Raw genomic sequence first — 10,063 nt, forward strand, 5'->3', positions numbered from 1 at the left:
GTTTCCGCATCGAACTGGGGAAATCGAGGCCCGGTTGCTGGAGCAGGACGCGGTGCGAGACGCCATTGTCCTCGCGCAACCGGCAGCCAGTGGTTTGCAACTGGTGGGTTACGTGGTGCCCCACGCCAGCGCCGTGCCGCAAGCGCAGTTGCGCCAATCGATCAAGGCTGCCTTGGCGGCGGTGCTGCCGGACTACATGGTGCCGGGTTTCCTGATGTTCCTCGATGTGCTGCCCCTGAGCCCGAATGGCAAGCTGGACCGCAAGGCCCTGCCCAAACCGGATGCCAGCCAACAGCAAAACCACTATGTGGCGCCGCGGACGGCGCTGGAAATCCAGGTCGCCGGGATCTGGCAAAGCGTGCTCAACCTTGAGCAGGTAGGCCTTACGGATGACTTTTTCGCCCTGGGCGGCCACTCGCTGCTGGCGACCCAGATTATCTCCAGGGTGCGCCAGGCCCTGAGCCTTGACGTCGCACTGCGCAGCCTGTTCGAACGCAGCGTGCTCGGTGATTTCGTTGCAGGCCTGGAAGGCCGCTCCCGGCAGCATGAGCGGCCCCTGGTGCCCGTCGAACGCAATCAACCGCTGCCCCTGTCCTACGCACAGGAGCGCCAGTGGTTCCTCTGGCAACTGGACCCGCACAGCGCCGCCTACCACCTTCCAGCCGCCCTGCGCCTCAAGGGCAAGCTGGATGTGGCGGCGCTGGAGCAAGCCTTCAACCAACTGATCGCCCGCCACGAGGCCCTGCGTACGACTTTCGTGGTGGACAACGAACAACCCCGGCAAGTCATCGGCGCCCAGGCGCCCAGGCCCCTTGTGGTTGAGACCCTGAACGGCACGCCGGACGATGCCACGATCAAGGCCTTTGTGGAGCACGAAACCCGGCAACTGTTCGACCTGCAACAGGGCCCACTGCTGCGGGTCAGGCTGCTGCGCCTGGCAAACGATGAGCATGTGCTGGTGCTCACCCAGCACCATATCGTCTCCGATGGCTGGTCGGTGCAGTTGATGGTTGAAGAACTGCTCACCCTGTACAGCGCCGCCCAGGCCGGGCAGCCTCACTCGCTGGCACCCTTGCCGATCCAGTACGCCGACTATGCCGTATGGCAACGGCAATGGATGCAAGCCGGCGAGCGCGAACGCCAGTTGGCGTACTGGACCAGCCAATTGGCCGGCGCAAACAGCGTATTGGAGTTGCCGACAGATCGCCCGCGCCCGGCTGAACAAAGCTACCGTGGTGCCCACTTGCCACTCACCCTGGCGCCTGGCCTGGGCGACGCGGTGCAGCAGTTGGCCCATAGCCTCGGTATTACGCCCTTCATGCTGTTGCTGGCGTCATTCCAGATCCTGTTGCATCGCTACAGCGGCCAACACGATATCCGCGTCGGCGTGCCGATTGCCAACCGCAACCGGGTCGAAACCGAGGGGCTGATCGGCTTCTTCGTCAACACTCAAATCATGAAGTCCGAGTTCAGCGCGCAACTGCGGGTCGAAGATCTGCTGCAACAGGTCAAGCAACATGCACTGGATGCCCAGGCGCATCAGGACCTGCCGTTCGAACAACTGGTGGAGGCGTTGCAACCGGAGCGCAGCCTCAGCCATAACCCGCTGTTCCAAGTGATGTTCAACCACCAGAGTGCCGACAAACGCAGCGCTACCGAAGGCCAATCACTGCCTTCGGCGCTGCAGGTCGAGGGGTTGGACTGGGAAGGCAATACCTCGCAATTTGACCTGACCCTCAGCACCATCGAATCGGCCGAAGGCCTGGGCGCAACCCTGACCTACGCCACCGACCTGTTCAACGCCGCCACCATTGAGCGCCTCGGTCGGCATTGGCAACAACTGCTGCAAAGCCTTCTTGAGAAACCACACCAGCGGGTTGCAGACCTGCCGATGCTGGACCGCGCCGAGCAGCAACAGATCGTCAGCGCATGGAACAACACCCGCACCCAGTACCCGCTGGACCACAGCGTGCAACAGTTGATCGAGGCCCAGGTGGCCGCCACGCCGGAGGTACCAGCCCTGGTCTTTGGCGAACACCAACTGAGCTATCGCCAGCTCAACCAGCACGCCAACCAGCTCGCCCACAAACTGATCGAACTGGGCGTCGGCCCGGATGGGCTGGTGGGCATTGCCACCGAACGCAGCCTGGAAATGGTCATCGGCCTGCTGGCCGTGCTCAAGGCCGGGGGCGCCTACGTGCCGCTGGACCCGGAATACCCGCAGGACCGCCTGAGCTACATGATTGAAGACAGCGGCATTGGCCTGCTGTTGACCCAGCAGCACCTGCTTGCGCAGTTGCCGATTCCGGCCACGCTGCCGACGTTGGCGCTGGATCAACTGGACGTCAGCGGTTATGCCGAGGTCAATCCTGAGGTTGCCGTCGAGGGCGAAAACCTCGCCTACGTCATCTACACCTCCGGCTCCACCGGCAAGCCCAAAGGCGCCGGCAACCGCCATTCGGCGCTGACCAACCGCCTGTGCTGGATGCAACAGGCCTACGCATTGACCGATGCCGATACCGTGCTGCAAAAAACCCCGTTCAGCTTCGACGTGTCGGTGTGGGAGTTTTTCTGGCCGCTGATGACCGGTGCTCGTCTGGCCGTCGCCGGGCCTGGCGACCATCGCGATCCGGCCACACTGGTGAGCCTGATCCAGCGCTACCAGGTCAGCACCCTGCACTTCGTGCCGTCGATGCTGCAGGTGTTTTTGCTGGATGAAAACGTTGCCCGATGCACCAGCCTTACGCGCATCGTCTGCAGCGGCGAAGCCCTGCCCGTGGACGCGCAACAACAGGTATTCGCCAAGCTGCCGAACGCCGGCCTGTTCAACCTCTACGGCCCCACCGAGGCCGCCATCGACGTGACCCACTGGACCTGCCGCGAAGAAGGCAAGGCCAGCGTGCCGATCGGCCAGCCGATCGCCAACCTCACCACCTACATCCTCGATGCCGAACTGCAGCCGGTACCGGCCGGGGTCATCGGCGAGTTGTACCTGGGCGGCGAAGGCCTGGCCCGGGGTTACCACCGCCGCCCGGCCCTCACCGCCGAGCGCTTCATGACCAGCCCGTTTGGTGACGGCCAACGTCTGTATCGCACCGGCGACCTGGCCAGTTATCGCACCGACGGCGTGATCGAATACCGCGGCCGTATCGACCACCAGGTAAAAATCCGCGGCCTGCGCATTGAGCTGGGGGAAATCGAAACCCGCCTGATGGAACTGGACTGCGTGCGCGAAGCCGTGGTGATCGCGGCTGATGGGCAGTTGGTCGCCTATGCAGTGCCGACCGAAGCCCGTGACGCCGGTGAACTGCGCAGCGAAATCAGGCAACGCCTGGGCGAACACTTGCCTGATTACATGGTGCCCGCCCAACTGATCTTCCTCGATCAATTGCCCCTGAGCCCGAACGGCAAACTGGACCGCAAGGCCCTGCCAAAACCCGATGCAAGCCTGCTGCAAAAAGCTTACGTGGCACCACAAAGCCCGTTGGAGCAACAAATCGCAGCGATCTGGCAAGACGTGCTGAAACTGGAACGCGTCGGCCTGAGCGACAACTTCTTCGAGCTGGGCGGTGACTCGATCATCTCTATCCAGGTGGTCAGCCGCGCCCGCCAGCAAGGCATCGCGTTTACGCCCAAGGAGCTGTTCCAGCACCAGACCGTGCAGGGCCTGGCCAGCGTGGCCCGTAGCGGCGCGAATGCCCAAGTGATCGACCAGGGCCCCGCCACCGGAACCCTGCCGTTGCTGCCGACTCATCAGGTGTTTTTTGAAACTGCGATCCCTGAGCGCCATCACTGGAACCAGTCGGTACTGCTCAAACCTGCACAACCGCTCATGGCCGATGCGCTGCAGCAGGCGTTGCACGCAGTGATTGAGCATCACGACGCTCTGCGCTTGAGCTTCGAACAGCGAGCCGGTGACTGGAGCGCACATTACCGGCCGCTGGGCGACTGGCAGTTGCAACAGGTTGAAGCCACCGCCGAGCAACTGTCGGACCTATGTGATAAGGCCCAGGGCAGCCTCGACCTGCAACAAGGCCCGCTGATCCGCGCGCTGTTGGTCCACCTGGCCGATGGCACTCAGCGCCTGCTGCTGGTGATCCACCACCTGGCGGTGGATGGCGTGTCCTGGCGGATTCTCTTTGAAGACCTGCAAAACGCTTATCAACAGGTGAGCAACCAGCAGCCGGTGCAACTGCCGGCACGCACCAGTTCGGTCAAGGCCTGGGCCGAGCGCCTGCAACACCGCGCCAGCGGCAACCAGGACGAACTCAGCTACTGGCAGGATCAACTGCGCGACGCCATGGTCGACCTGCCATGCGAGCGCCCGAATGGCAGCCTGGACAATCGCCACAGCCACACGCTGCATACCCACCTTGATGCCCGGCAGACACGACACTTGCTGCAGCAGGCGCCGAAGGCATATCGCACGCAGATCAACGACTTGCTGCTGACCGCCCTGGCGCGCGTCATCAGCCGCTGGACCGGCACCCCACATTGCCTGATCGAGCTCGAAGGCCATGGTCGCGAAGACCTGTTCGACGACGTCGACCTGACCCGCACGGTGGGGTGGTTCACCAGCCTGTTCCCGGTCAAGCTGGTGCCGGCGGTGAGCCTTGGCGACTCGATCAAACAGATCAAGGAGCAACTGCGGGCAATCCCCGATAAAGGCCTGGGTTATGGCGCCCTGCGCTACCTGGGCGCACCGCAGGTCCGGGCCAGTCTCGCCGCACTGCCAACCCCAAGGATCACGTTCAACTACCTGGGTCAGTTCGATGCCAGCTTCGATACCGAACAGGGCTCGTTGTTGGCACCTGCCACCGAAGGCAGTGGCCGCGAGCAGGCATTGGACGCGCCACTGGGCAACTGGCTGAGCCTCAATGGCCAGGTGTATGGCGACGAGCTGACCCTGGGTTGGCAATTCAGCCGCGAGATGTTCGACGAGGCGACCATCGCCCAACTGGCCGATGACCTCAAGCAAGAACTGCTGGCGCTGATCGAGCATTGCTGCGACGACGCCAACATGGGCGTGACGCCGTCCGACTTCCCGCTGGCGCGTATCAGCCAGGCGCAACTGGACCGCTTGCCGGTACCATTACCCCAACTGGAAGACCTCTACCCGTTGTCGGCGATGCAACAGGGCATGCTGTTTCACACACTGGAAGCGCCGGAAAGCGCGCTGTACGTGAACCAGATGGCCGTCTCGGTCAGCGGCCTGGACGTTGCACGCTTCACCGCGGCCTGGAATGCCGTGATCGAGCGCCATGAAATCCTGCGCACCGGGTTCTGGGCCGACAATCAGTTGGCCGAACCGCTGCAAGTGGTGTATCGCGCAGCGACCATGCCCGTCGAAGTACTCAACTGGCAGCAGCGCGAGGTCACCGCGCACGACCTGGAGGCTCTCGCGAGTCAGGATTGCGCCCGTGGTTTCGAACTGCTGCGTGCACCCCTCACGCGCCTGACCCTGGTACACCTCAACCCCCAGACCCACTACCTGATCTGGACCAGCCACCACATTCTTATGGACGGCTGGTCCAACTCCCGGCTGCTGGGCGAAGTCTTTGCGATCTACAACGGCCAGGCCGCACCGGCCAAGCGCGGGCATTACCGCGACTACATCCGCTGGCTGCAGGAACAGTCCCAAGCGGTACTGGAGCAGTTCTGGAAGACCAAGCTCCAGGATTTGAGTGGTACCTCGTCCCTGGCCAACAGCCTGTCGCCCAAACCGTCGATGGAACTGGAAGGCCACGCGGCGCTGTATCTGAATTGGGATGCCGCGCAAACCGCTCACTTGCGCGAGCAGGCCCAACGCCTGCGTGTCACCCCCAACACGCTGATCCAGGCCACCTGGCTTTTGCTGTTGCAGCGCTACACCGGCCAGGACACCGTGTGCTTCGGCGCCACCGTCGCCGGTCGCCCGTCCAGCCTGCCAGGCGCCGAGGACATGCTCGGGCTGTTTATCAACACCTTGCCCATCATCCAGACCCCACAACCGCAAATGCCCGTCGCCCAATGGCTGCAAGCGCTGCAAGCCTACAACCTGGAAGTGCGCGACCACGAGCATGCGTCCCTGGCCGACGTACAACGCTGGTCAGGCCAGGGCGGCCAGCCGCTGTTTGACAGCATTCTGGTGTTTGAAAACTACCCGGTTGACGAACGCCTGCAGGAAGCCGGGCAGGAACGCCTGAGCTTCGGCGAAGTCAGCAGTCGCGATGTCACCAACTTTGCGATGGACCTGGCAATCAACCTCGGCGACACCCTGAAGATCGAGTTCCTGTACCTGCGCAACCGCTTCACCGAAGCGGCCACCGCACACGTTCGCCGCAGCTTTGAAACCCTGCTGCTGGAACTGCTGGACAACAGCCAGACGAACGTCGGTAACCTCACGATGCTGGCCGACACCGAGCAGCAACTGTTGCAGCAACGCAACGTACTGAGCCCCGGCACGGCACCGCGCGCCCACCTGGCACAGGTGATCCGCCAGCACGCACTGCAGCGTCCTGACGCATTGGCGGTGGTGTGCGACGGTATCGAGTTGAGCTACGGCGAGCTGGATGCCCGTGCCAACCGCCTGGCGCATTACCTCATGGCCCAGGGCATCGGCCCGGAAATGTTCGTCGGCGTCGCCCTCGAGCGCTCCGTCGACGTCATCGTCGCCTTCTACGCCGTGATGAAAACCGGCGCCGCCTACGTGCCACTGGACATTGATTACCCGCAAGACCGCGTGCAGTGGATCGTCGAAGACTCTGCCATGAGCGCGCTGATCAGCCAGCACTCACTGCGCTCGCGCTTCGACAGCCTCGGCGTGGCAACGCTGATCGAACTGGATCGCCTGCCGCTGTCGAACTGGCCGGCGAGTTGCCCGGTGCGGGAGGTGCACGACGATAACCTGGCCTACCTGATCTACACCTCCGGCTCCACCGGTAAACCCAAGGGCGTGGCTGTGGCGCACGGGCAAATCCGCATGCATTGCCAGGCGATTGCCGAACGTTACGAGATGGACGCCAGCACACGTGAATTGCTGTTCATGTCCTTCGCCTTCGATGGCGCCCAGGAACGCTGGCTGTCGACCCTGCAAAGCGGCGGGTGCCTGGTGGTGCGTGGCAACCCTCTATGGACCCCGGAAGAAACCTGGCAGGCGCTGCACGCCCACAGCATCAGCATCGCCTGCTTCCCGCCGGCGTATCTGCAGCAGTTGGCCGAGTATGGCGACAGCCAAAACGACGCACCGCCGCCCGTGCGTATCTACTGCTTTGGCGGTGATGCGGTGGCCGAGGCCAACTTCGAATTGGTCAAACGCGTGCTCAAGCCGCAGTTCCTGACCAACGGATACGGCCCTACCGAAACCGTCGTCACCCCGTTGCTGTGGAAAGTGAGTGTGGATCAAAGCTGCGCGGCGGTGTACGCGCCGATCGGCACACGCATCGGTGAACGCACGCTGTATGTGCTGGACGAACACCTCAACCCGGTGCCCGATGGCGTGGCGGGCGAGTTGTACATTGGCGGCGAAGGCGTTGCCCGTGGCTATCACCAGCGACCCGGCCTGAGCGCCGAGCGGTTTGTGGCCGATCCGTTCGCGGCCAACGGCACACGCCTGTATCGCACCGGCGACCTGGTACGCCAACGTCCCGACGGCGTCATCGACTATCTAGGTCGCCTGGACAACCAGGTGAAGATCCGCGGCTTCCGTATCGAACTGGGGGAAATCGAATCGCGCTTGCGCGAAGTCACCGACGTACAGGACGCCGTGGTCGTCGCCCGCGACACCACCGGCGGCAAGCAACTGATCGGTTACGTGGTGGCCGAGGCTTCGGCCGGCCTGGGCGAGCGCCTGCGTGCGGCCTTGCAGGTGGAATTGCCTGACTACATGGTGCCGGCGCAAATCCTCGTGCTCCCGGCCTTCCCGCTCAACCCCAACGGCAAGCTGGACCGCCACGCCTTGCCCGACCCGGACTTCAAGGGCCGTGCCTACGTTGCGCCGCGCAATCCGCTGGAAGCGCAACTGGCGGCGATCTGGCAGGAGGTGCTGGACCTGGAGACTGTGGGCGTCACCGACAACTTCTTCGAACTGGGCGGCGACTCGCTGCGCATTCTCAAGGTGCTGTCCAAGGTACGCAGCCAGCCGGATATCGGCATCGAACTGAAACTGCGGGACATGATCGGCAAGCCGACCATCGCCGAGCTGTCCGGGTTTGCCGAAGACGACGCACGTCTTAATCCGCTGCTGTTGCTTAACAGCGAAACGGCTCATCACTCACCGCTCTTCTGCCTGCATGCAGGGTTCGGCACAGTGTTCGACTATGAACCCCTGGCCCGTCGCCTGGATGGACAGCGCAGTGTCTACGGCCTGCAGTGTCGGATGTTGCTCGACCGCCAGTGGGACGATGAGTCCCTGGCGTCCATGGCCATCGATTACAGCCAGTACATCCGCCAGCAGCAAGCCAGCGGCCCGTATCACCTGATGGGCTGGTCGCTGGGTGGAACGCTCGCGGTGCTGGTGGCCCAGGAGCTGGAAAGCCAGGGCCAGCGCGTGGCGTTTCTCGGCCTGGTGGACAGTTTTATCCCCACCGGCGAGGACGTTTTGAGCGATGACTGGAGTGAAGACTTGCGCGGGTTCCTGGCGGTGCTGTTCGGCCTGCCGGCCGAGAGCCTGCCCACCTTTGAGGTCAAGGCGACAACAGGCAGCACGGTCCTTGAGCACCTGATCGAGCAGGTCCAGACGGGCGCAGCCGCGCAATCGGTGTACGCCGGGATCAGTCCTGAGGAACTGGCCCACACCTTCCAGGTGGCGATGAAACTCAAGGCGTTGTCGCAGCAGATAAGCGGTTTGCCACCAACCCGCGCGCAGGCCGATTGCTGGTGGGCCCGGCAGACGCCCGACCTGCCCGCATCGAACCTGGCCTGCGCCCGGAGCAACGAACAGATCCCGGCCGGCCACTACGACATCCTCAACCATCCGGACCTGCTGCACCGGCTGTTGCAGCACCTGGCGCTGCAACCCGTCGCCAGTTGAAACCGTCGCCGCCCCTGATGGTCAGGGGCGGCGCTTCACCCTATTTCGCAAGGAACATGCAATGCCCCTGGACCCTGATCTCGAAGGCTTTCTGGAACTGGCACAGATGGGTCGCCTGACCGGCAAAAGCCAACCCATGCACGCGCTGAGTGTTGAACAGGCACGACGGGAGTTCGAGCAGACCTCGGCGATTCTCGACCCCAGCCCGCCGGATTCGGTGGCGGTCACTGCGCTGACGGTCACCGCCCGCGATGGCCGTGCATTGCCCGCCCGCCTCTACCGGGCGCCGGGCACGGCGCAACTGCCGGTGATTGTGTATTTCCACGGCGGCGGCTATGTCGTGGGCAGCCTCGACTCCCACGATTCCATCTGCCGCAGGCTCGCGGCCAGCGGTCAGTACGCGGTGTTCGCCCCCACTTACCGCCTGGCGCCAGAGGCGCGCTTCCCAATAGCCGTGAACGACACGCTCGACGCTGCCAACTGGCTGGCCGAACAAGCCGGCAACCTGCAACTGGACAACCGCCGGATGGCCCTGGCGGGTGACAGTGTGGGCGCGACGCTGGCGACGGTATTGGCGATCACCGCAGTGAAGGCACCGCAACAACTGGCGTTCAAACCCTGGGCCCAGTTGCTGTTTTACCCGGTCACCGATACCTCGCGGCAACGGGATTCCCACAGGCAATATGCCGAGGACTACCTGCTGGAAACCGCCACGCTGAAATGGTTCTACCAACACTATTGCCCGGACGCCCAACAGCGCCTCGACTGGCGGGTCTCGCCGCTGCTGGCCGAAGGGCTGACAGCACTGGCACCGGCCTATATCAGCCTGGCCCAGTACGACCCGCTGTATGACGAAGGGCAGGCGTATGCCCGGTTGCTGGCAGCGAGCGGCACCGCCGTCAGCCTGCATGTGCAGCCGGGGCTGACCCATGACTTCTTGCGCATGAACGGGATCACAACCGCCGTTGCCGGTATTTATGAGGAGGTTTTGAGCTGGTTGGGGGAACAGCGCTGAGTACCGTCTGAGCGTTCCCACTATTTAAAACCGGGGCT

At 63.5% G+C, this 10,063-nt stretch carries 2 protein-coding genes; both read left to right on the forward strand.

From position 1 onward, the window contains the following. Positions 1-34: 34 nt before the first annotated feature. Positions 35-9,010: a non-ribosomal peptide synthetase gene (locus JFV30_RS18665; protein WP_274610281.1), complete on the forward strand. Its 8,976-nt coding sequence runs from the start codon at positions 35-37 to the stop codon at positions 9,008-9,010. Between the two features lie 61 nt (positions 9,011-9,071). Next, entirely contained in the window at positions 9,072-10,025 is a 954-nt protein-coding gene (locus JFV30_RS18670; RefSeq protein ID WP_201124872.1) for an alpha/beta hydrolase, read from the forward strand. Positions 10,026-10,063 lie beyond the last annotated feature (38 nt).

The sequence above is a fragment of the Pseudomonas sp. TH32 genome (genome assembly GCF_016650855.1).
GTDB lineage: Bacteria > Pseudomonadota > Gammaproteobacteria > Pseudomonadales > Pseudomonadaceae > Aquipseudomonas.